We start from the raw sequence: 22,191 nt of genomic DNA, 5'->3' as shown, positions 1-22,191 counted from the left end.
ATTTTTATGGACAAGACAACAAATAATCAATCAGAAACTGGTGTATGGCAAATAGTTAAGCCAGTAAAAGAACGAATAATTACGGCAATGTCACTGTCGGTTTTGAATACAATCACCACTTTAGCTTCATTATTAACGATTCCTTTGATTGTGGGAGAATTATTATCTGCTAATGTCAATACTCAGCGTCTTTGGTTATTGATTACAGCATCAGTTATTGCTACTTTTATTACTTTTATCTCGCGGGTTTGGGTATTTCGTGTTTCTCATATGGCGGCTTTCAAATTAGAAGAAATTATTCGCATCCAAATTGCCGAACATCTAGCGCGTCTACCCCTGGGTTATGTGGTGACAACTGGCTCTGGCACAATTAAAAAGATTGTCCAAGATGATGTTAAAGAACTCCACACTTTTGTAGCTGATAGTACACCCTTTATTGCCCGTGCTTACAGCGCACCTTTAGTAACTTTAATTGTATTATTTTTGGCGGATTGGCGAATGACATTGGCTACTCTTGCACCTGCGCCCATTGGATTGATATTTATGCGTTTAGCAATGCAAGATCATGCCAGAGAACGCCAAGCTTACGATCAAGCAAATGAGCAAATTAACGGCACAGTAATTGAGTTTGTCCAAGGGATGCAAGTTGTCCGCACTTTTGATGATGGTACAACTTCTTTTATCCGTTACAGTATGTCCTTGGATGATTTTACCCAGCGCGTCAGAGCATGGACAAATAAAACTCAACTTGCTGGTCGTCTGGGCTTTTTAATTATGCATCCTTACCCACTTTACTTTGTGTTGTCACGGTGGGAGCTTGGTTAATGATTCAGGGAACATTGGAATTTCCTACTCTGATATTGTTTTTGCTGTTTTCATCAGGAGTAATGGAAGCTTTATTCCCGATTATGTGGTTGTCTCAGTTCATCAATAAATCAGCCGCCGCCGCCAAGCGTATTGCTAAAGTGCTTGCAGAACCACCGCTCCCTGAACCGGAACATCCCCAGCAACCATCAGATACATCTATCCGCTTTCGTGATGTGACATTCTCCTATGGAGAAGCTAATCATCCAGCCTTAAAGGATGTAAATCTTTACATCAAAGCAGGTACTGTCACAGCCTTGGTAGGGCGATCGGGAGCAGGTAAAAGTACCATTGCTAAGTTAATTCCCCGCTTTTGGGATGTGGATGCAGGAGTAGTAGAAATCGGTTATTTAGATGTGCGCAATATGACTAGTGATACATTAATGTCGCAGGTATCTTTCGTGTTTCAAGATACCTTTTTGTTGGATGACACCATTAGGGCAAATATTCGTTTAGGGCGTTCTCACGCCACAGATGCTGAGGTGGAAGCGGCTGCAAAAGCTGCACAAGCACACGATTTTATTTTGGCATTACCTCAAGGTTACGGTACCATTGCTGGCGAACGTGGCACTCGTTTATCTGGTGGAGAAAAACAAAGAATTACCATTGCCAGAGCTATTTTACAAGATAACCCGATTATCATCCTCGACGAAGCCACAGCCTTTGCTGATCCGGAAAATGAAGCATTAATTCAACAGGCGATCGCTTCCCTAACAATCGGTAAAACCCTAGTAATTGTAGCTCACCGTCTTTCCACAATTATCAACGCTGACCAAATTCTTGTCCTCGACAGTGGACGCATTGTAGAAGGCGGAACACATCAAGAACTTGTGAATGCCAATGGACTCTACGCTCGTTTATGGGATAACCATCGCCGCGCCCAAGAATGGGGACTGAGAAATTCACAACTTCCAATCACCTCCTATTCCTAATAACTTTATATGATTAACAGCTTTCGTCGGATGATGGTAGCATCAGGTTCTTATGCCCCCAATTTACAAGAGTCTCTCACCATCTCTGTCATCGCCTCCATTATTCAAGGCATCATTTTTGCCCTTTTCTTTCCCCTCCTTTCAGCCCTGACAGCAAATCCCATCAACACCAACCGAGTTTGGACATTAGTTGCTGTCATGGCATTTCTCGTCATCATCGAATTTGCCTTACGCTGGCAGGAGCTAAAATTTGGCTGGATTGTTTCCATTGATGCTGCCCATGAAATGCGGTTGAAATTAGGGGAACAATTACGCCGAATACCTCTAGAACAACTTAACCGCCGTCGTTCTGGGGATTTGAACGTAGTTTTAAGCGGTAATGTTACCGATTCTCTACTTTCTATCGGAAATATGGCAACCATCATCATCAAAACAATGGTTGTCCCCGTAGTTATCATCTTTGTTACCTACTTGATTGACTGGCGATTAGCAACTGCGATGCTGCTTACCTTTCCTTTGGCAGTTCCCATTTATCAACGCCAACGGGCTATTGCTGGCTCAGAGTTACGAGAGGTAGCTGTTGCTGATGCCAATAGCGCCTCTCGCATCATCGAAAATGCTCAAGGCTTACCTATACTACGCGCTACCAAACAAGTAGGAAAACAGTCAGGGCGATTGCGTGAGGCAATATCTATCCAGCGTCAAATTCAATCACGCGCCCAGCGTCTCAGTACTATGCCTGCATTACTGATGTCAATGGTAGTGCAAGTGGGGATTATTTTATTATTAGCCTTGGGCGTATTGTACATTCTTCAAGACAGTATAGAGAGTCCGCAAGTCTTCGCCTTAGTTGTAATTGCTACACGTTTTAGTGAACCTATTGCCATCTTTGGCAACCTCACTGCCATCTTTGACTTAATGGAAACCTCTCTAGAAAGAATTGAAGCGTTGATGGCAATTCCACCATTACCGATTTCTCAACCACTAACTACCATAGATAGATTTAACATTACCTTTGATCGTGTCAGTTTTGCTTATGCTGATCAAAATGAATTAGTATTACATGATGTTTCCTTTCATTTACCAGAACGCAGCTTAACAGCATTGGTGGGCAGTTCCGGCAGTGGTAAGACAACGATTACCAAGCTGATTAGTCGATATGCTGATGTCAAAAGTGGTGCTATCAAAATCGGTGGTGTTGATATCCGCAATGTAGATGTCACAGAGTTAATGGGACATATTGCCGTAGTCTTTCAAGATGTTTATTTATTTGATGACAGCATCTTAAATAATATTCGCCTAGCCAAACCCGACGCAACTGATGCGGAAGTGGAAGCAGCAGCACGGGCGGCTAACTGTCATGAATTCGTTTCTCGTCTACCCAATGGGTATAACACCAAAGTTGGTGAAGTTGGCGGGGCGCTGTCTGGCGGTGAGAAACAGCGAATTTCTATCGCCCGCGCTATTCTCAAGGATGCACCAATTGTTCTCCTTGATGAACCAACCTCAGCTTTAGATACGGAAAGTGAGATCGCAGTACAAAGAGCAATTGATCAACTTGTGGAAAATAAAACGGTTGTGGTGATTGCTCATCGACTTTCCACTGTGACTGGTGCAGATCAGATTTTGGTGTTAGAAGCTGGAAGAATAGTCGAACGTGGCAACTATGAGGAGTTAATTTCGAGTGCTGGACGCTATGCACAGCTTTGGCAAGCACAGCAACAATCTCGAACATGGAAAGTTTAACAGTTAACAGTTAAAGGTTATTATTTCTACCTTATTCCTTGAGATTGCAAAAGTTCACTGATCCAATTCCAACTTTCTTGTGAAAGAGCAGGTATAGGTTGTTGAGTATAATCAATAACTAAATTATAATTCCCTTCATAGTACAATCATTAATTAAAGGTTGTATTTCTAACAATGGTTCTGTATCGTCTTTACGTAAAGGTAAGAAGAAAGAAGGGATAGGATTTTGTAAATCAGAAGAGCCGAATTCTCTAACTCGCAAATTAACTTAGTGTTCACGGTTATTCGTCCATAATTCAATTTTGTCTTATGTTTTCCTTAGAAATTGGCGTATTGTCAGTAATCACATCAGGTAGTTGAGTTTCTAATAAACGTAGCGGTTGATATAAATAAAAGCCAACTGTGGCCAACATAGTTAGTATTCCCATAAGAATAAATAATAGGGCAATGCCGTATCCTTTCCCTACACCAATAATCTGTCCAAGGTTTCCGGCTAATAACCCTCCCGGAACAAGTAAAGGTTCAAAGACTTGATCGGCTAAGGGGCCTGCCACAAGACTAGCAAGCGGCAGAGATCCCCAAGTAAGCATACGCCGCAAAGCAAACACTCGTCCCTGGACAGCAAGCTCAACTTTGCTTTGCCAAATAGCTTGATCGCAACTGTTGACAATGGGGAAGCCGAAGAAGTAGGTAAACGCAGCTGCAAAGAAAACTGGTGCAGCAGGTTTAATTCCAGCCATGACAATAGATAACCCACCCAACAGGGTAAAGCCGAGTACAGCATGAATACGTCGCCGTGAACCACCCCAAAAGCTCATCACACAACTGCCGAGGAGCATACCACTGCCACCAATTGATAGTACAGTGCCTAAGACAGTAGTGGAAGTAAAAGATAGAACTAAAGGTGTAATCAGTACGTTGACAGTTCCTACCAAAAAATTTTTGATAGTAAAAAATATCAACAATGCCAGTAGTCCTGGTCGAGTAGTGATGTATGTCCAGCCATCCACCGCCTCCCGTAGCAGAGATTTGTTTTTCTCTTCATCTGTGATAGTAATTTTGATTTTAGGGAATCGAACGAGCATCTGCGTGGCGATCGCAAAAACAAAACTCACACTATCCAGCAATATCACACCTTGAAGATTGATTGAGACCACTAGTATTCCTGCTAAGGCTGGTGCAATTAACCGTGATACTGCTTCTGCAAACTGTACCATTCCATTAGCACGCCCTAAGTGCTGTTTAGGAACGAGTAATGTTGTGACAGCAGCATAAGCAGGCCACTGGAAGGCACTGAACATTGAACTGATGGCAACAACAAGGTAAATTTGCCAAACTTGGAGTTTACCCAGCCACAGCAACATGACAATTATCAGACTACCTAAACCTGCTCCAGCATCACTAAAAACCATCAGCCAGCGTCGATCCCATCTGTCTACTAAAACGCCGGCTAGCGGTGCTATTAAAAGACCCGGTAGTAATGAAAATAAAGAAATGAGTGCATACTGTGTAACCGATCCAGTTCTTTGATAAACCCAAACTCCCAGTGCAAAGCCTGTGAGACTCGAACCCAGCAGTGAAACTAGTTGCCCAAACCAAATGAAAGTAAAAACTCTCATATTTCGGGCTACAGTATGTTGCGCCATTTAATTCTCCTGGATTAATCTCGATCGAGATAATGTCTCAACTGTTCTAGGAGAGTTTGAACGTGAGGTTTGGTAAGTATTGTGTAGTGTGTCCCTGGTACATTTACAACCTCTACTGATTCTAGGGAAAGTTCATCCCAACCCAAGGTTTGGTTTTGTGGTTCTTGATTAAAGTTATTTTCACTGGCTCTAAAAAGAACTATGCGCTGCGGATAAACTTGCGGCACATAATTTAATATGGCTTGGATGTTATTCTGGAAAACTTGCAGAAGATTACTAAGTTGCTGCTGTCCAACATCTGGAGGGAAAAGATTAGCTATCTTTGCTTGTTCTAAGAAATATTGCAATTGCTCATCTGGCTTTAATTGCTGAAGTTGTTGCTCAGAAATGGCCAAATTTCTACCAGTTAAACTAGCCATATCATGAGCCAGTTGGAATAGCATTTTGGCATCGTTATACTCACTAATATTTGTCGGCTTGTTTTGAGGAATTGGTGCTAGGCTATCGAACAAAGCTAGTAAATCAACTCGATCGCCCTGCTGATGTAACTGCTGTGCTATTTCAAAAGCGATCGCACCACCCATAGACCAACCTCCCAAAAGATAAGGGCCTGTTGGTTGGATAGTATGTATAAATTGAATATAGTAAGCAGCTATATCTTCAATGCGGTTGTAAGGCTGTTGTTCTCCATCTAAACCCAATGCTTGCAGTCCGTAAATTGGTCGGTCTGGTTGCAGATGACGGGCTAATTCGTAGTAGCAAAGCACATTACCACCAGCTGGATGCAAACAAAAGAAAGGTCTTTTGGAACCGTGAGGTTGAAGAGGTATTAAAGGATTGTGAGTGTTTACATCAGACTGCTGGCGTAAAATACTCGCTAATTTTTCAATTGTGATTCCTTGAAAGAGGATAGATAAAGGCAGATCTTGATTTAATTTAGTCCGAATCTGTGCCATCAAACGCACAGCCGCCAGCGAATGACCTCCCAAGTCAAAGAAGTTCTCCGTCACACCAACGGGGTGAATATCTAAAATGTCTTCCCAAATTTGGGCGAGTTGAAGTTCTAAACTATCACGGGGAAAAATCAAAGTTTCTGTAAAACGAGAACGTATTTGCTGAGGGGCGGGTAATGCTTGATAATCTACCTTGCCATTAGGTGTCAGTGGTAGTGCTTCTAGAGTGACAAAATTCACAGGAATCATGTACTCAGGCAATTTTTCTCGTAGATAGCTGGTTATTTCTAGAATCCATTCTGAAGTTAATTTGCTCTGGCTGTGCAAGGGTTTGTTAGCATAGGCATCTAATGACTGTTGAGGATTAGTGGCGATCGCACCAAATCCAGGAACAAGATTTGTAGAATTATCTGAGTATCGGCAAAACAGTACATCGTAACTACCATCAATAGCAGCGTTAGCCCAACTGATATCTACTGTATACGGTAAATCTTGGCTCAAAGTCCAAAATTCTTCAGGATCAACACCTAATGGTGAAAAATTTGACTGCAAGGCTTGTTTGAGTTCACCAATAGTTTGTATTCCTGAATCTTGTCTCAGTAATTCTACTGCTTTTGCCGCTGTTTCTACACGAGCATTGGGTATACTTCGTAGCCCTAGTGTTGCTGGTGCGCTAGACTTTAATAACTGACGTACAGCAGTTAACGTGAGTTTTTCCTCATGCCAATTTAACCACAAACTATCCGCAGTTAAATTTACTTCTGCTTTGATATGAAGAATCACATCGTAATGAAATTTTGTCAGCTCATTGTGATATTTACCACGTTTAGGCGAAATCTGTACATAACTAATTTCTGGCAGATATTTTTGTAGCTCGATGAAGAAGCCTGGATTGATAATTAATTCCTTCTCAGCAGATAATTGTTCTTGCACCCGTTGGTAAAGTTGTGCTGTACTCCATGCAGGCGGAACTCGATCTAACTGCACCCAGGTGTGAAAAGCTTCTAAAAGTGGCAAACTGCGTACACCACCCAGAAAAATATATCCTCCTGGCTGGACAACCTTGACAGCACTTTGTAAAACATCGATAAAATATTCAATGGTAGGAAAATTCTGCACAACTTCATTTAAAATAATGGTGTCAAACTGTTCGGTTGCTATGTCTTGAAAGTTGTGCGCTGCTCTATGCAAAAATGAAACTTTAGCAAGAATATCTGGTTGATGGATTGCCAATTGCTGCTGAGTGTAACGCAAAGCTACATCTGAGATATCTGTACCACAATAATGCGTGCAGTGAGGAGCTATCCGCAACAAAATCACACCAGTACCACAGCCAATCTCTAATACCCTTTTAGGTTGCACAACTGAGAGGATACGTTGTGCTGTGCTGTCTGCATATTCAATTATCTCTGCTTCCGGTAGCGGCTGATTAGTATCACTGCTAATCCATGATCTGAGGCTAATTGTAGAGTCTAGCTGAGAAAAGCTGTGATTTTGACTGTAAATTTCGTCATAAACTGTTTGATAGTTGGCAATATGCTGCTGTTCTAAAATTGTTTCTTGAAAGTCAAGGTGTTGGGATGATGGTACTATATATGCGACTAAACGAGGGTCGCCTTGTACCTGCCTAGAAACTACCGCCACTTCCCGAATCGCTGGGTGTTCTTCTAGTACCGCCTCAATCTCACCAAGTTCGATACGAAAACCACGAATTTTGACTTGGCGATCACTCCGACCTAAAAATTCAATGTTACCATCAGGACGATAACGAGCTAAATCTCCTGTTTTGTACAAACGTGCGCCTGGTTCATCGCTAAAGAAATTGGGGATAAATTTCTCTGCTGTTAGCTGAGGTTTACCGAGATAACCTCTAGCGATTCCGTCACCACCAATGTACAGTTCACCAGTCACACCCACAGGAACAAGTTTCCCATCAGAATTAAGGATATAAATTTGTGTATTAGGAATAGGACGACCAATAGGTATACTAATTCCTGTTTCGGGCCAAGAGCAATTGTAGACGCTACTCCAAACTGTTGCCTCTGTCGGGCCATATTCATTATATAAAGATGCGGTTTTCAGCAATTCAAAGTGAGATTGAACTAATTTTTTCGGGCAAGGCTCTCCCGCTACAATTACTGTATGTAGTGAAGTTAGTTGTGCAATTTCGGCTTGTTCTAATATCAGGGCATATAGAGAAGGAAGAGAAAGCAAATGAGAAATTTGATATTGAGATATTAATTTAACCAACTTTCGCATTTCTTTTTCTTCACCGACTTGGGGAAGATAAAGAGTTCCTCCACAACATAAAGTCCAAAATATTCCCGCGACTGAACTATCAAAAGCAAAGGAGGACAGCAAGAGAAAATTCACATCATATTCTGGATAATAATTCATCCTCGCTATAGTGGAGTGAATTAAATTCTTGTGAATTATTTCTACACCTTTGGGAATGCCTGTAGAGCCAGAAGTATAGATGATATATGCTAAGTTATCTGATGTGATTTCACATTCAGGATGAGCATCACTGTGTTGTGCAATTGCCTCCCAATCGGTATCTATGCAGATGATTTTTATATTGTGGTGGGAGAATTTCGGCAGTAAATGTTTTTGCGTTAATAATACTGCTATTTTAGCATCTTGCAACATGAAATTTAATCGCTGTTGTGGATAACTCGGATCGAGCGGGACATAAGCTCCACCAGCTTTGAGGATTCCTAAAATACCGACTAACATTTGCGGGGTACGCTCTACGCAAATTCCCACCAAAGTTTCAGTAACTACGCCCAAATCTTGCAAAAAATTGGCTAATTGGTTAGCACTACTATTAAGCTGTACATAAGTTAATTGTTGATGTTCACTGGCGACAGCTAGATTGTCTGGTACTCTAGTTACTTGTTGGGCAAATAGTTGATGAATGTAATTGTATTGGGGATAATTAATTTGTTGCCCAGTAGATATGGCTAATAATTGTTGTTTTTCCTCTTCATTAACTGTCTGATTAGCAACTTCAGCTAATTGATAATTTGCTGTTGCTTCTTTCGCCATCACAGCCAAAGTCTGAGCATATTTGTCACCTATTTTCTCTATTTGTTGCTCAGAAAACTCAGAGGTATTACACATTAAAAATAATTGTAGTTGAGATGAGAAAACATCAGAACTAAATTCAGCAGACAGGGCAAAATCTGTCATTGCAAAACCCTGGGTGTCTATTATCTGTAAACCACTGAGTTGTTGCAGACGTTCGTAGACATGAAAGCGCGTGAAGTTTACCGATGTTTCTGCTAGACGCTGATTCCCTAAATCGATTTGCATCTGAGCTAATGGATACAATCTGTGGGGTAATAACTCTTTCTCAACTGCAAAAGTTTGTTGTACTAAGTCTATCCAAGTACCACCGGAAAGTTTCATCCGTAGTGGTAGGGGAGTGAGAAAAAGTCCTAAACTCCAATCACTATCAGTTGTTTCTGGGCGGCCATGAGATGCCATAATTGTTACCACATCTGATTGACCACTCAACAGACTAAGTACATATATATGTGCAGCGACTAATACACTCTTGAGCGAAACTTTAGCTATTTGCGCCAGTTGTTGCAATCCATTTGAGGTTTCATCAATAATGGGAACGGGGAATGCAATAATAGCCGAGGTTGTGGCAGACTTAGGCTGATACTCGCGTGGTATCCTAGTCATGATGCAGCCCTTGAGCTTTTGATTCCAATAGTCTTGAGATTCCTGTGACTGGAGGGCTGTTTGTTGTAAAGCGACAAAATCTCGAAAAGCTATCCCTGGTGCTAATTTAACAGTGGGTGTTTCTCCTTGCAACAAACTAAAGTAGTTTTCAAATAACTCCGTCAGCATTGTAGCGACACTCCAGCCATCAAGAATCGCATGATGTTCGCTAAAGTTAAACTGAAAAGTTTGGCTGCTGCGACGATAAATATGAAAGCGTAATAGTGGTGGAGATGTCCAATCAAATTTATGGCGTTTTTGGGCTTCTAACTGAGCATTTAATATCTCTTCTTGTTCAACAATCGAGAGGTGAGATAAATCTTCTACTTGCAAAGCGACAGTCACATTTTTATGCACCAACTGTAACGGTTGACTAAAGTTACTCAAATCAAACGAAGTCCGCAAGACCGGATGGCGATGAATCAATTGCTGTGCGGCTGTCTGAAAATGTTGCGGGGCAAAGGGAGCTTGTATGTGTAAACTCGCAACATTATGATAAATAGGTGTATCAGTATCATACTCATTATGAAAGAGCATCCCCATCTGAAGCATAGTTAAGGGATAGGCATCTTCTATATTTTCCGATAACTGCGATCGCTCTTGTTCACTGATTAAGCTAAATGCTGCAATTGATTGTGTGGTAGCCTGGGGATTTTCTTCTATAACTACATCTGCAATCAGTTCGTGAATTGTCTGATGTTGAAACATCTGTTGCAAGGAGAAATACAATCCACGTTCTTGAGCCAGAGAACGCACTTGAATGCTGCGAATCGAATCCCCCCCCAAAGCAAAAAAGTGATCATAAATGCCGATTTCTGCAAAACCCAGCACTTGTGACCAAATTTCGGCTAATATCCTTTCTGCAGGAGTGCGGGGGGAGACAAAAGCAGTGTCTAATTCTGGTCTGCTGGTGGTTGGTTCTGGTAATGCTTGATGGTCTAGCTTACCATTGGCTGTTAAAGGTAAAGCTTCCACAACCACAAACACTGATGGCAGCGTATAATCAGGCAGTTGTTTTTTGAGGAAGTTTCGCAGTTGGCTAGTTGTAGCAGTCTGCTGATGGCGGAAAACCACATAAGCGACTAGATATTTCTCTCCAGATGAGGTTTCCTTCGCCAGTACCGCCGTTTCCTGGACGGCTGGGTGTTGAGTTAATATCCCTGCAATCTCCCCTAATTCAATGCGAAAGCCGCGAATCTTTACCTGATGGTCGATGCGTCCCAAGTATTCAATATCACCATTGGGTAAGTAACGAGCTAAATCACCAGACTTATAAATTCGTACATCTGGCTGATTGTTAAAAGGATGAGGTATAAATTTTTCGGTGGTTAAATCCGGGCGGTTCAGATAACCTGTGGCTAAACCTCCACCACCAATGTACATCTCACCGGAAACGCCAATAGGTACAAGTTGCTGATATTGATCTAATATGTATACTTGCAAGTCAGGGATAGGACGACCAATTACACTCCCTGGGTTAACTTGCAAGTCTGCCATTGTGATGGGACGATAGGTGACATGGACAGTTGTTTCTGTAATGCCATACATATTTACCAACTGCGGATACTGATCGCCATGTCGCTCAAACCAGGGTTGCAAGCTGGAGATTTCTAAAGCTTCTCCACCGAAAATTACCAAACGCAAGGCTAATTGATGATTTAAAGACTCTTCGGCTTGTATTAGTTGGCGGAAGGCTGAGGGAGTTTGATTGAGTACCGTTACGTTTTGTTTACACAACAATTGATAAAAAGCTTCTGGCGATCTACTCAGCCAATAAGGTACTATGACTAACTTTCCACCATGCAACAAAGCCCCCCAAAGTTCCCAGACTGAGAAGTCAAAAGCAATGGAATGAAATAGCGTCCACACATCCCGTTGATTAAACTCAAACCAGAGTTGCACAGCCTCAAATAGACGCGTGACATTTTGATGAGGGACTAATACACCTTTGGGTTGACCAGTAGAACCGGAGGTGTAAATAATATAAGCTAAGTTATCCACGGTAGCAGTACAGACGGGATTAGCTTGATTTTCATGAGCAATGATTTGCCAATCTCTATCTAGGGAAACGACCGGAACCTGATGCGGCGGTAAGACTTCCAATAATTGCTGCTGAGTGAGCAAGACTTCTAATTGAGCATCTTGGATAATAAAAGCGAGGCGTTCTTGGGGATAGCTGGGGTCAAGGGGTATATAAGCTGCGCCTGCTTTGAGGATACCGAGAATACCTACTATCATCCACAAGGAACGCTCGACACAGATACCCACCTTCACCCCTGGTTTGACACCAAGGGAACGCAGGTAATGTGCTAGTTGGTTTGCTTGTTGATTGAGAGCTTGGTAAGTTAGCTGTTGATCTTCAAAAACAACTGCGATCGCTTCTGGTGTCTGTTGTGCAGATTGTTCAAATAGTTGATGAATACAATAGTGCTGCGGATAGCTAATTTCTGGATGATTCCATTCATATAAAAGTTGATGTTGTTCAGCCGCACTTAAGAGAGGTAGATTAGTAAGATGCTGGTCAGGGTTAACTGCAATACCACCGACTAAAGTTTGAAAATGTCTGACCATTTGCGTAATTGTCGCCGCATCAAATAGGTCTGTACTGTACTCTAGGCAACCATTTAGACCTTGTGAGGTTTCCGATAGTATCAAGGTTAAATCAAACTTGGCGATCGCAGTATTAATCTCTAACAGACTTAACTTTAAGTCACCCAATTCCCCAAGCGACGTAGACCGATTTTCCAGCACAAACATCACTTGTATCAATGGATTTCTGCTTAAATCCCTCTCTGGCTGTAGTTCTGCGGCTAACTGCTCAAAGGGAATATCTTGGTGTGCATAGGCTGTTGATGCCTGTTCATGTACCCTAGCAATTAGTTCCCGAAAACTGGGATTACCCGACACATCAGTACGCAGCACCAAAGTATTGACAAAAAAGCCAATTAACCCTTCAGTTTCAGCACGGTTGCGGTTAGCAATAGGAGAACCCAGCAGTATGTCTTCCTGTCCTGTATAGCGATAAAGCAAAGTTTTGAACGCCGCCAACAGGGTAACAAACAAAGTAGTTCCCTCTGTTTGACTCAGCGTCTTGAAGGCTTCCGTCACCTCAGCAGATAAAGAAAAAGATTGCGTAGCACCCCGAAACGTCTGAATCGCTGGGCGAGGACGGTCAGTAGGTAGTTCTAGTACAGGTGGGTGGTTTCCTAGCTTTTCTCGCCAAAATGCTAATTGATTTGCGAGAACTTCTCCTTGCAAGTATTGACTTTGCCAAAGCGCGAAATCTGCATACTGAATAGGTAATTCGGCTAGGGGAGAAGGTTGATCACCGCAAAATGCTTCATACAACACCATTACTTCCCGAATCAAGACATCTATTGACCAACCATCAGCAACGATGTGATGAATGGTCAATAATAGTACATATTCAGTTACATCTAACTGTAATAAAGTTGTTCTTAGCAGTGGCGTTTGTGTCAAGTCAAAGGGCTTTTCTGCTTCTTCTTTTATTAATCGAGTAACTTCAGTTTGACGTTTAGCATCAGGTAAATCCTGTAAATTTACCACAGACAAGGGTATGCTAACAGTTGGATTAATTATCTGAATTGGTTTACCATTGACAGTAACAAAACTAGTGCGTAAAATTTCATGTCGTCGCGCAATTTCATTAAATGTTTGTGTCAATGCCGCAATATTCAAACTTCCCTGAACGCCTATAGCAGCAGGCATATTATAAACAGAACTATCAGGGTTTAACTGATTCAAAAACCACAGCCTCTGCTGGGCAAAAGACAACTGACAATGGCTTTGTTCTATTCTTTTCGGAATGGTTCTCTGTTCTGGTTTACTAATTCCTCTTTTCTTAAGTAAAAGCTGTAAAAGTTCGTACTGTTCTGGTGAAATATCGCCGAGGTTTTCAGAAAAATTACTCATAATTAAATTAATATCTATAAACTTTATTTTGTAATTAAAACACTATCTGATACAGGAGTAATCGATTGATAATCTCGACTAACAATAAACTCTGGCCTTTGATTCGGAATGCTGACAGGGATATTGTCAACGCTGTTATAAGTAATAATCACCACACTCCGAGAAAAGGGAGAGATATTACTAGGTGAAGCATGAACAATATTACTATCAAAAAATAACGCAGAACCAGCTAATGCTTTGATAGCTAAAATTCCATATTTATTAACTAAATTAGCAACAGTATGACAATTTAAAGAATAAGTTAAATTATTAGAAAAATTTGCAGACCATTGAGTTTTATTCTGCTCTTTAGTATCTGTAGTATTTTGGGAAACAACATCAATCATTCCCTCTTGATGCGAACCAGGAATAAAAAATAGCGGCCCGTTAAATTCATTCATATCATCCAGAAAAATCACAACATTCGTCACTCTATTAGTTGGCATTCCATCTTCTTTCCGCCAAAAAATATAATCTTGATGCCATTGCCAAACATCACCACTAAACGCCGCCTTAATATTAATTTTGAATTGATAGACATAAACCTGACTATTTAAAATTTGCATTGCAGGCTCAACCAAACGAGAAATTTGTGAGAGATTTTGAAAAACATGACTATTAGTATGAGAACCGTGAATAGAGCGAATAGTTGTTTTATCATTCTCTAAAACTGTGTAATCAGCATTTCCCGCCAAGAGATGAGCCTGTTCAGTTTTCATTCTTTCCACTTCTAAAGCAGAAAAATAATCTGGTAATAAGATAAAACCCTTCTCTTGGTATTCCTTTAACTGCGCTTGTGTCAAAATCATATAGCAATCCTATCTGAGTTGTGAAACAGTATTCTTTTTAACGAACCACAAAGGACGCAAAGGACACAAAGAAGGAGAGGAAGCAAAAGAAAGGGAATTTCATAAATGGTTTAGAACTGCTATAGTCATTTCCCTAATAAATTAATCCTCAGTCAAAAACTCCGCGTAACTCTGCGTGTACTTCGCGCGACGGCAGTCGCTACAACGGGGGGAACCCCCGCAACGCGCTGCCTCCCCTCTGCGTTTAAAGAAAATTACTTATCAAGCATCTTCCTCACCTCCTCCGGTGAAAACTGTTGAATTTCTATCAATATTTGAGCAATATTTTCCACAACATCACCTCCACCTAATTGCTGTGTAATCACCTCTAATAACCCTGCAACCGTAGGTGTTTCAAATAGTTGAGACAGCGATAACTCTACCTGAAAAATCTTATTCAGCTTAAAGAAAACTTGAGTAGCTAACAGCGAGTGTCCACCCAATGCAAAGAAATTATCATAGATACCGATTTGATTAATACTAAGTGTTTGTTTCCAGATATTTGCAATCACCTTCTCAGCCGCGGTGCGTGGTGCTATAAAGTTAGCCTTAAAGAGATAATCATCTAAATTGATATTCAGTAATACTTGACGATCTATTTTTCCATTTGGTGTTAAAGGTAGTGATTTTAGGAAAATAAAAGCCGATGGAATCATGTACTCTGGTAGCTTTTGTTGTAATAAGTTATGAAAATTACTTGTGGCTTCCTGGAGTGCTTGATTAGATACAATATAAGCAATCAAACGCTGCTGATTTTTGGTATCTGCTTGAGCCAAAAGAACTGCTTTATTTACATCGGGATGCTGATTTAATACAGCTTCAATCTCTCCCAATTCAATCCGAAAACCTCTAACTTTAACTTGGTGGTCGATGCGTCCTAGATATTCAATATTCCCATCTAATAAATAGCGTGCTAAATCTCCAGTTTTATAGAGACGGCTACCAGTTTCTTTACTAAATGGGTCAGGAATAAATCTCTCATTGGTCAAATCTGGTCGGTTCAAATAACCTCGTGCTAAAGAAACTCCCCCAATATAAAGTTCACCAATAACGCCAATGGGAACTGGATTTAGGTGTGAATCTAGGATGTGAATTTGCGTGTTCGCAATCGGAGTACCAATAGGTGGATGATATGACCATTTATCAGGATTTGGACTTAATTTTAAGGCAGTTACTACATGAGTTTCTGAAGGGCCATAATGATTATGCAGAGAACAATGTTTTAAGGCTTTAAAGAAGTTGATGATAGGTTTAGTAATTTTTAATTGCTCACCTGTGGTTGTAACTTCTTGCAAGTATTGGAACATTTCAATATGCAAGGGAGCAACACCAAATTCACCAACAAACTCAGCTAATTGTTGTAAGACAACAACCGGGATGATTACCTTTTCAATGGACTGTGCAGAAATATATTTGCCTAACTTAATAACATCAACTCTTAATTCTTCAGATGCAATAAATAATGTTCCACCACTGAGCCAAGTGGCAAATATTTCATGAAAACTAGCATCAAAACTTAGCGAAGCAAATTGAAGGGTACGAACTCCAGTTAATAAAGTTGAATTATGCCATTGTAGAAGATTGATTAAAGGACGATGAGCTAAACTTATACCTTTAGGTTTACCAGTTGAGCCAGAAGTGTAAATTATATATGCTAGGTTATCTGCTGTTACTTGATTAGCTAGATTTTCTGAATTTTGAGATTTGATAAGTTCTCTATCTCTATCTAAGCAAATAATATGCAGTGCATCTTGAGTAATACCCTCAACTAACTTTTTGTGTGTCAGTAGCACAGATATTTGCGTATCTGCTAACATAAACGCTAGTCGTTCTTGTGGATAGGTGGGATCTAATGGTACGTAAGCACCTCCAGCTTTGAGAATGGCTAATAAACCTACCACCATGTCTAAAGAACGTTCTAAGTAAATACCTACAGGTACATCTGCTGTTACTCCCAAAGCTTGGAGATAATGCGCTAGTTGATTCGCTTGACAATTTAATTCTCTGTAGGTAAGTTGTTGGTCTTGAAATACTACCGCAATTTTGTCTGGTGTTTGTTCTACCTGGGTTGCAAATAACTGATGAATGCACTTATATTGGGAATATTCTGTTTGAGTATTATTCCAGTTTGTGAGTAGTTGTTTTTCAATGGGGCTTAAAATTGGTAATTGACTAATTGCTATATTTGATTGATGAATAATGTTGGTTAATAATGTTTGAAACTGACCTGCTAATATTGCAATGCTATCTGCTGAAAATAAGGTGGAGTTATAGTAAAACTCTGTAGTAATCGTATCTGCTTGCTCAAGACAAGAAAGTTTAATTTTAAATGGTTCTAAGCAAATATATTTCTGAGCTATTGTCAATAAAATTCCGTTATTAGGATAATCTGGCTGTAGCTGTTCAAATTCAAAGCAAAATAATGACGGACGCTCCTCAATATTCTCTAATTCTGGAAATATTTGCTCCCAACTAAAGTAATCTTGTCTAGCATGAACTTCAGTAGTTGATTGGGCGATCGCTTGCAAAGCTTGGTAAAAGTTATAATCATTTTCTAAATGAAAATGAATTGGTAAGTATTTCGCAAACAAACCCAATGCTGCTTGCAAAGTTTCATGGGAGCGACCATCAAAAAGGACTGCGATCGCAATATCTACTTGTTGGATAAGACGAGACAGTAAAATCGCAAAACAAGTTAATAAAAATTCAGATATTGAAGTTTTATATTCTTGTACAAAAGCTTTAATTTGCGCTACTAGATCAGGACAAAGTTGGATAGCTAGAGATTGCGGTTGAAACTCTGATTTAACAGTAGCTTGAGTTTCTAAAGGCAGTTTTAAACTAAGAAACTTATCAATTTCATGTTCTTGCCAATATTCTCTGCCTATATCTGTTTCTGCTATAATTTCATTCTGCCAAGCCGAAAATTGGGCATATTGTATAGGTGATTCATTTACATCATAATGTGCAGTTTGAGAGTAAAAATTGCTAATTTCTTGTACTAAGTTATTCAGGGTTTTGCTATCAGCACAAAGGGCAGGAAGTGTTAAAATTAATGTATGTTGTTGTGGCGAGAGAGATAGCAGATGGCAACGCATCACAGTCTCAGACTGCAAGTTAAAATAATAGTTTTTTTCTGCCTCAAATAATTCTGTAATTCTATCCTGCTGCTGTTCCGAAGCTAAACTCGTCAAATCAATTTCTTGCCAGCATATATGGGGTCTATCGCATATACATTGAATAGGAAATTTAAAGTTGGGTATTCTGTGAAACCTTGTACGAAGAATTTCATATTTATCAATCAATTTATCGCAAGCTGCTTTGAGAATTGCAACATCAAGGTTTCCTGTTATGGAAATAGCAATTTCGATTCTGTAAGCCGAGCTATTTTGCTGCAATAGCCAAAGGCGTTTCTGTTGTGGTGAAAGTTCAAATCCTTCAATAATATTTAGCATATTAATTTTGTATAGTTAAAATCCAGTATTCACCAAAATTACGAATTACGAATTACGAATTAATAATTACTATTAAGGCTTACATCCAAAAGCCAAAAAACCTGTAATGGCGCAAAAAAATCGACCAGCTTGACTTGCTGCTTCCAAATTAGTAATCCAATTAGCGGCTTCTGCGATTGAGATCAAACCTGCTTGTTGGGCTTTCATCGCTGCATTGATTACTCCCAAATGTTTATCTGCTAAGGCGCAGTCAGTCAAAATTAAAGTATAGGTATTAACATTGATTTTGTGTAACCCAACTTCTTGAAAAAGCGCAGGTAATTGTCGTCCTATCCAGCCGTTAACGCAACTATCACAATGAAAGTTTAATATCTTGCGAGTTAAAGCGCGATCGCCTGTATCAATGACCAAAGTTTCCCAATCAGGTTCAGAAACAACAACTCGTCCACCGGAACGGGTGACGCGCACTATTTCCGCTAAAGCTTGGCGGGGATTTAGCAAATGTTGGAAAGTGCGATCACTACGACAACCATCAAATGTATGATCAGGAAAGTCTAGCTTTTCCGCATCGCCTACATAATATGCAACAGGTAAACCCAAGTTTGCGGATCGGCTTTGGGCTTCTTTCACCATTGTCTCACTGCGATCAATTCCGACTACTTCGCCAGCATTTCCGACTTTGACAGCAAGCGATCGCACATCATCACCTATTCCACAGCCTACATCAAGAATGCGATCGCCTGCTTGTATTTCTAAACGCGTAAATGTTTGTTGTTTGTAAGCCTGAATAGAATTTAAGCTACTGATAGCATCTAAATAAGATACAAAATCTTGGGGATTTGCAGTATCATCAACTTTACTAAAGCCAGCTATATTTTGCTTTTTCATATAGTTATAACTCACATAAAATTTCTCTCAAACTCTTATTTCTCTGTGGACTCTGCGCCTCTGTGGTTCGTTCTTGTTATAACAGTCCTAAATCATTCTTAAAATTCTTTTCCTTTTCTTTCTTCTTCTTTGTGTACTTTGCGTTCTTTGCGGTTAGTTAAAAAATTTTTCACAATTCATTTAAGATTTCTATAAATCCTAATGTTCTTGTGTAAAAGCCTCTCCCATCGCCACCAAAATTTTGCGTTTACCCACAAACGGATTGCGACCATGCGCTACTAACATATTGTCAAGTAATAATACATCTCCTTGCTGCCAAGGAAACTTTACAGATACTTGCTGATAAACTTCCCGAATTTCATCTAATACTGAATTTTCTATCGGAGAACCATCACCATAATAAGTATTGCGGGGAATATCTGACTCCTTAAATAGTTCTAACAGTGCTTCACGTACCTCTAAATCTAAATTTGAAATATGGAATAAATGTGCCTGATTAAACCACACCATTTCTTGAGTTTTTGGATGTATTGCCACACTCGGACGTATCTGACGAGTTCTGAGGCGGTTTTCATCTATCCATTCAAATTCCATCGGGGCTTGACGACAATAATCTTCAACCACAGATTTATCATTAGTCTGAAATGCTTCTTGCCAAGAAAGGTCTATACCATTGCCATAATTACGAACATACATCACTTGTTTTTCGATAAATTTATCTTTAATTCTCGGATTAATTTTTGCTAAAAACTGCCGACAATCTGCAATAGGAGTTTCACCGCCATATACTGCTGTTTCTGCACAGTAAAAACAAATTTTTAGAGGCCAAGTATAAGCATAGGAAAACTCATTATGCAAAGCAATATGTTCGTGGGCAGGATATTCAGTTGATGTGTAAATATTTCCACCTAAATCTGTTCGCGGCGTTGAACGTTCTCGGTATTCTAGTAATTCTGGAGAAATCACTCTCATGAACTTTTCAAATACCGATGTTGAGCTAATTTCAAAATTCCTAAATAAAATTGCTCCATGCTTTAAAAGCTTTTGTTCAATAAAATCTAAATTATTCTGACTCCATGCAACTAAATCTATATTGTCTCCCACTGGTTGAATAACTAGAGGTATTGTCTTATCTGAGAGCAAATAATTTACTTTTACCAAACTGCCAAAAGATAATCTGAAAATCTGTGGTTTGATAGTGGCTAATTTTTGGAAATTATTTGTTTGACGTTCTTGCAGTTCTTGATTCTTTTGATTTTTTTCATTATCCTGAATTTTATCTATTAACTCATTTAATTTTAAAATTGGTGCATTCACCATATTTACTAACAGGTAGCGTAAATTTTCTAATATCCTATTAATTTTGTTTTTACGAAAGCAACGAACATCATAACTAGCTTTTAAACATAACTCCACACCTGGAATTACATTAATACTCAGGGGATAATTAGTCGAGTCTTCTGTATGAATTTTGCTAATTGTAAGGCTGCTAATTTCTGCCTGTAAAACATCTAGAAAAGTATTTTGAAAAATCAAAAGACTATCAAATAAAGCTACACTTGGCGGTACATCACTCCAACTTTGAATTTGTACGAGTGGGGTATATTCATATTCATGTAATTGAATCTGTTGACTTTGGATATTTTGCAGCCAAGTTAATAATGAATCTTCTGGAGATACCTGCACTCTTGCGGGTAAAGTATTCACAAAAATTCCCACTGTAGATTCAACTCCAGTCATACTAACTGGGCGACCCGACATGACTTTTCCCATCAGCACATCTTGATTACCGCTATAATAACTAAGCAGTAATGCCCATGCTCCTAATACTAAATTACTCGCAGTCAAATGGTATTTTCGAGCAAAAGTATTTATTGATGCTGTATCACTTGCAGATAAATAAATTGCTTGATGCTGATAAGATGTTGGCTGATTTATCTGATTCCTAATATTTTTATACAAAGGTGTTGGTGTCGTAAAACCTTGTAAAGTTTGTCGCCAAAAAGTTTCAGTTTGAGCAATATCTTGTTGCTTCAACCATGTAATATAGTCTCGAAAAGGCGGACTGGCTGCTATGTCAAGTTGTTTACCATGACAAAAAGCTTCATAAAAAGCAAACACTTCTTTTTGCAGAATCACACCAGACCAGCCATCTAATACTAAGTGATGACTAGTCCAAACTAATTGATAACTTTCGGCAGCAATTTTAATAATAGTTAACCGAATGAGTGGCGGTTTAGCTAAGTCAAAGCCGCGCATTTTATCAGCTAGACAATAATCTTTTAGACGTGCGTGTTGATTTGCAATATCAAGTTCACACCAATCGTATTTGGCAATTTCTAGTTTTACCTCACGGTAAACAATTTGAACTGGCTTTTCTAGTCCTTCCCATACAAAACCTGTCCGCAAAGCAGAATGTCGGTTGACAACTTCTTGCCAAGCCTGTTCAAAGGCTAATAAATTTAGATTACCTTGTAAAATACAAGTTGTTTGGCTAAGATATACACCAGAATCAGGCGCAGACAGTACGTGAAATAGTATGCCTTGCTGAGTAGGTGAAAGGGTGTAAATATCTACAATATTTTCAGCTTCCATATTTAATTTTGATGCTTTTTGAGAATTTGACTCAGTTCTGTTTGGCTCAATTCCGCTTCGGAAAATTTTGCTGTTTCTGTAGTAGTTAAAGGCTGTTGTTTTGTATTAAATGAACTTGTATCTGCTACTGTTGCTAGTTCGGCAATTGTGGGATGGTCAAAAATTTGATTGATGGTGAATTTAATACCTAATTTCATTGCTCTGGCAGCAATTTTAATACTTTGAATTGAGTCACCACCCACTTCAATGAAATTGTCATAAATACCAACTTGCTGGAGTTTTAAGACATCAGCCCAGATATTAGCTAATGTTCCCTCAACTGCTGTGCGGGGTGCGACATAATTGGTTTGTAATTTTGTCGCTTCTTCTTGTATTAACATTTCCAGAAGTTGGCGTTTTTCTGGGGAAAGTTGATTAATCTGATTTAAAATATCTTCGTTCATATCAATATAGTAATTTAGTTTGATTTTTGAAATTATCTTTACAGACTGGGAGTAGGGAGTGGGCAATAGAGAGTAGGAAAAAGAATTTTTTGGGGTGTACTATATTTTTCTCAGAAA

General features: G+C 39.6%; 11 protein-coding genes. 3 read left to right on the top strand and 8 right to left on the bottom strand.

Annotation, left to right across the window (positions count from 1 at the left end):
* The first annotated feature begins 6 nt into the window (after positions 1 to 6).
* The 3 genes from QUB80_RS01785 to QUB80_RS01775 are packed head-to-tail and all read left to right on the top strand — an operon-like array spanning position 7 to position 3,542.
* A complete protein-coding gene (locus tag QUB80_RS01785) occupies positions 7 to 825 on the top strand; it encodes an ABC transporter transmembrane domain-containing protein (protein WP_289787775.1) in 819 nt (272 codons plus the stop codon).
* Entirely contained in the window at positions 825 to 1,796 is a 972-nt protein-coding gene (locus QUB80_RS01780; protein ID WP_289787774.1) for an ABC transporter ATP-binding protein, read from the top strand. The genes QUB80_RS01785 and QUB80_RS01780 overlap by 1 nt, the downstream gene beginning before the upstream one ends.
* 9 nt (positions 1,797 to 1,805) lie before the next feature.
* Positions 1,806 to 3,542 carry an ABC transporter ATP-binding protein gene (locus tag QUB80_RS01775; protein ID WP_289787773.1) on the top strand — a complete coding sequence of 579 codons (1,737 nt, stop codon included), beginning with the start codon at positions 1,806 to 1,808 and terminating at the stop codon, positions 3,540 to 3,542.
* 118 nt (positions 3,543 to 3,660) lie between these two features.
* Here QUB80_RS01775 and QUB80_RS35025 read toward each other — a convergent pair whose 3' ends face one another.
* The 8 genes from QUB80_RS35025 to QUB80_RS01740 all read right to left on the bottom strand — a co-directional run bounded on the left by QUB80_RS35025 (position 3,661) and on the right by QUB80_RS01740 (position 22,074).
* The gene (locus QUB80_RS35025; RefSeq protein ID WP_353962225.1) at positions 3,661 to 3,804 is read right to left on the bottom strand and encodes a DUF4058 family protein; all 144 of its coding nucleotides are present in this window, start codon (positions 3,802 to 3,804) and stop codon (positions 3,661 to 3,663) included.
* A 34-nt stretch (positions 3,805 to 3,838) separates the two neighbouring features.
* Positions 3,839 to 5,188: an MFS transporter gene (locus QUB80_RS01770; protein ID WP_289787772.1), complete on the bottom strand. Its 1,350-nt coding sequence runs from the start codon at positions 5,186 to 5,188 to the stop codon at positions 3,839 to 3,841.
* Between the two features lie 14 nt (positions 5,189 to 5,202).
* Complete coding sequence (locus tag QUB80_RS01765; protein ID WP_289787771.1) at positions 5,203 to 13,806, bottom strand: non-ribosomal peptide synthetase; 8,604 nt, start codon at positions 13,804 to 13,806, stop codon at positions 5,203 to 5,205.
* Positions 13,807 to 13,829: 23 nt separating this feature from the next.
* Positions 13,830 to 14,654 (bottom strand): phytanoyl-CoA dioxygenase family protein, encoded by an 825-nt coding sequence (locus QUB80_RS01760; protein ID WP_289787770.1) that lies wholly within the window; start codon positions 14,652 to 14,654, stop codon positions 13,830 to 13,832.
* Positions 14,655 to 14,908: 254 nt separating this feature from the next.
* Positions 14,909 to 18,148: a non-ribosomal peptide synthetase gene (locus QUB80_RS01755; protein WP_289787769.1), complete on the bottom strand. Its 3,240-nt coding sequence runs from the start codon at positions 18,146 to 18,148 to the stop codon at positions 14,909 to 14,911.
* 72 nt (positions 18,149 to 18,220) lie between these two features.
* Positions 18,221 to 19,036 (bottom strand): class I SAM-dependent methyltransferase, encoded by an 816-nt coding sequence (locus QUB80_RS01750; protein WP_289787768.1) that lies wholly within the window; start codon positions 19,034 to 19,036, stop codon positions 18,221 to 18,223.
* A 198-nt stretch (positions 19,037 to 19,234) separates the two neighbouring features.
* Positions 19,235 to 21,631 carry a condensation domain-containing protein gene (locus QUB80_RS01745; protein WP_289787767.1) on the bottom strand — a complete coding sequence of 799 codons (2,397 nt, stop codon included), beginning with the start codon at positions 21,629 to 21,631 and terminating at the stop codon, positions 19,235 to 19,237.
* Positions 21,632 to 21,633: 2 nt separating this feature from the next.
* Positions 21,634 to 22,074 carry a phosphopantetheine-binding protein gene (locus QUB80_RS01740; RefSeq protein WP_289787766.1) on the bottom strand — a complete coding sequence of 147 codons (441 nt, stop codon included), beginning with the start codon at positions 22,072 to 22,074 and terminating at the stop codon, positions 21,634 to 21,636.
* Positions 22,075 to 22,191: the final 117 nt, after the last annotated feature.

Origin of the sequence: Chlorogloeopsis sp. ULAP01, assembly GCF_030381805.1 — a bacterium.
GTDB lineage: Bacteria > Cyanobacteriota > Cyanobacteriia > Cyanobacteriales > Nostocaceae > Chlorogloeopsis.
This window is presented reverse-complemented; position numbering and strand designations above follow the sequence as displayed.

What these genes read in the sequence shown, in the direction of transcription:
- QUB80_RS01760 (WP_289787770.1), bottom strand. Translation starts at nt 14,654, where the DNA reads ATGATTTTGACACAAGCGCAGTTAAAGGAATACCAAGAGAAGGGTTTT.
- QUB80_RS01755 (WP_289787769.1), bottom strand. Translation starts at nt 18,148, where the DNA reads ATGCTAAATATTATTGAAGGATTTGAACTTTCACCACAACAGAAACGC.
- QUB80_RS01775 (WP_289787773.1), top strand. Translation starts at nt 1,806, where the DNA reads ATGATTAACAGCTTTCGTCGGATGATGGTAGCATCAGGTTCTTATGCC.
- QUB80_RS01770 (WP_289787772.1), bottom strand. Translation starts at nt 5,188, where the DNA reads ATGGCGCAACATACTGTAGCCCGAAATATGAGAGTTTTTACTTTCATT.
- QUB80_RS01780 (WP_289787774.1), top strand. Translation starts at nt 825, where the DNA reads ATGATTCAGGGAACATTGGAATTTCCTACTCTGATATTGTTTTTGCTG.
- QUB80_RS01750 (WP_289787768.1), bottom strand. Translation starts at nt 19,036, where the DNA reads ATGAAAAAGCAAAATATAGCTGGCTTTAGTAAAGTTGATGATACTGCA.
- QUB80_RS01745 (WP_289787767.1), bottom strand. Translation starts at nt 21,631, where the DNA reads ATGGAAGCTGAAAATATTGTAGATATTTACACCCTTTCACCTACTCAG.
- QUB80_RS01765 (WP_289787771.1), bottom strand. Translation starts at nt 13,806, where the DNA reads ATGAGTAATTTTTCTGAAAACCTCGGCGATATTTCACCAGAACAGTAC.
- QUB80_RS01740 (WP_289787766.1), bottom strand. Translation starts at nt 22,074, where the DNA reads ATGAACGAAGATATTTTAAATCAGATTAATCAACTTTCCCCAGAAAAA.
- QUB80_RS01785 (WP_289787775.1), top strand. Translation starts at nt 7, where the DNA reads ATGGACAAGACAACAAATAATCAATCAGAAACTGGTGTATGGCAAATA.